General features: G+C 72.0%; 2 protein-coding genes. Both read right to left on the reverse strand.

Translation table 11 applies throughout. The annotated features are described in order from the left end of the window. On the reverse strand, positions 1–1,346 hold a 1,346-nt coding region (locus tag ACI6PP_RS23085), incomplete at its 3' end, for a thiamine pyrophosphate-binding protein (protein ID WP_421114098.1). 25 nt (positions 1,347–1,371) lie between these two features. Continuing rightward, the coding region (locus ACI6PP_RS23090; RefSeq protein ID WP_421114099.1) for a glutamate synthase-related protein at positions 1,372–2,381 on the reverse strand (1,010 nt) is incomplete at its 5' end.

A 2,381-nucleotide genomic window follows, 5' to 3' on the forward strand; every position in this document is an offset into this window, starting at 1 on the left:
CCGTCACCGCAGAACGCCACCACCTGGCGGCTCCGGTCGAGCGCCGACGCGCCGAGCGCCTGCGGCATCGCGTTGGCCATCGACCCGAGGTTGTACGAGCCGAGGTGACGACGGGTGCCGCGCATCTGCACGAACCGCGCCAGCCAGACCGTCGACATGCCGGTGTCGGCGGTGAAGATCGCGTCGTCGGCGGCCTGGCGGTCGATGCTGGCGGCCAGCTGCTCGGGCCGGATCGCGCGCTCGGTGTTGTCGACGAGCTTGCGGACCAGGCCGAACCGCTTGTGGTCGTAGGCCGCGTCGGTGAGGTGCTGCTGCCCCTCGTTCCAGCTCTCGTACCTGCTGCGCGACGCGTCCAGGTGCGAGGTGTCGGCGTGGGGGTGCAGCAGCGGGCGGAGCGCGGCCAGCGTCGTCTCGGCGTGGCCGACGAGGCCGAGGTCGACGTGGACGCGGCGTCCGATGTTCTCGCCGCGGGCGTCGACCTGGATCACGGTCTTGCCCGTCGGGTACCACTCGCGGTACGGGAAGTCGGTGCCGACCAGCAGCAGCACGTCGCACTCGTCGAAGGCGTGCTGCGCGGCCGGGTTACCGAGCAGGCCGGACTGCCCGACCTGGTAGCGGTTGTCGCACTCGAGGCCCTCCTTGGCCTTGAGCGAGAGCACCATCGGGGCCGAGAGCAGCTGGGCGGTGGCGAGGACGTCGTCGCGGGCGTCGAGCGCTCCCCTGCCCACGAGCATCGTCACGCTCGTGGCGTCGTTGAGCAGCCGTGCGGCCTCGGCGAGCTGGTCGGCGCCGGGCGTCGTCGACGGGTGGTGGTCGACGAAGCGCGGCGCCTCGGTGCCCTTGGGCAGCTCGAGGTCGCCGACGTCACCGGGGAGCGTGACGACCGCGACGCCCTGGTGCTGGTTGGCGGCGTTGACGGCCTGCTCCAGCACGTACGGGAACTGCTCGGCGCTGGTGACGGTGCGCGAGTAGACCGCGACGTCCTTGAACAGGGCGTCGTTGTCGACCTCCTGGAAGTACTCGCTGCCCATCTCGGCCGTGGGCACCTGGCCGCAGATCGCGAGCACGGGCGCGTGGGACTTCTTGGCGTCGTAGAGACCGTTGAGCAGGTGGATCGAGCCCGGCCCGACGGTGCCGGCGCAGACGCCGATCCGTCCGGTCAGCTGGGCCTGCGCACCGGCGGCGAACGCGCCCACCTCCTCGTGCCGGACCCCGATCCACTCGATCCGGTCCTCGGTGCGGATGGCTTCGGTGACGGGGTTCAGCGCGTCGCCGACCACGCCCCAGACGGTCGTGACGCCGTGGTCGGCGAGAGCGGTGACGAGCATGCGGGCGACGGTGGTCATCAGTTCTCCTCGGGGAGTGCGGTGCTCAGGGGGTGAAGGCGTCGGGATCGGCGGACGCCCAGTCGCGGGCCCACGCCTCGGGTGGGTCGTGCAGCAGCTCACCGTCGCCGAGCCAGTCGTAGAGCTCGGCGTACGAGCGGGTGGCGGAGTGGCCGACGCGGCGGCGCAGCATGCGCGGGTGCAGGTGCGCGGGACCGGGCACACCCATCGAGGCCATCATGCGCTGGGCCTCGGCGACGGTCGCCTCGTGGTAGCGGAAGACGCGCTCGGTCTTGTCGACGACGTCCAGGGCCCTGGCGCGGCGGGGGTCCTGGGTGGCCACGCCCACCGGGCACTGGTTGGTGTGGCAGCGCTGCGACTGGATGCAGCCGGTCGCCATCATCATCGCGCGGGCGGCGTTGGTGTAGTCGGCACCCTGGATCAGGCGCTTGACCACGTCCGAGCCGCTGGCGACCTTGCCGGCCGCGCCGATGCGGACCCGGTCGCGCAGGCCGGTGCCGACGAGCGCGTTGTGGACGGTGATCAGGCCCTCGGTGAGCGGGGCGCCCATGTGGTCCTCGTACTCCAGCGGCGCCGCACCGGTGCCGCCCTCGGAGCCGTCGACGACGATGAAGTCGGGCGTCACGCCCTCGGCCACCATCGCCTTGCAGATCGCCAGCACGTCCTCGCGCGACCCGACGCAGAGCTTGAACCCGGTGGGCTTGCCGCCCGCGAGCTCGCGCATCCGTGCGACGAACCGCACCAGCTCACGCGGCGTGGAGAACACCCGGTGCGACGCCGGGCTCACGCACTTCTCGCCGACGGGCACGTTGCGGGCCTCGGCGATCTCGGGCGTCACCTTGGCCGCGGGCAGCACGCCGCCGATGCCGGGCTTGGCGCCCTGGCTGAGCTTGAGCGAGACGAGCTTGACGCTGTCGTGCGCGGCCTTGTCGGCGAACATGTCGGGGTCGAAGTCGCCGTCGGCGGTACGGGCCCCGAAGTACCCGCTCCCGAGCTCCCAGACGAGGTCTCCCCCGTGCTCGAGGTGGTACTTCG

The sequence above is a fragment of the Solicola agrisoli genome (assembly GCF_049059935.1).
Taxonomy (GTDB): domain Bacteria; phylum Actinomycetota; class Actinomycetes; order Propionibacteriales; family Nocardioidaceae; genus JAURVT01.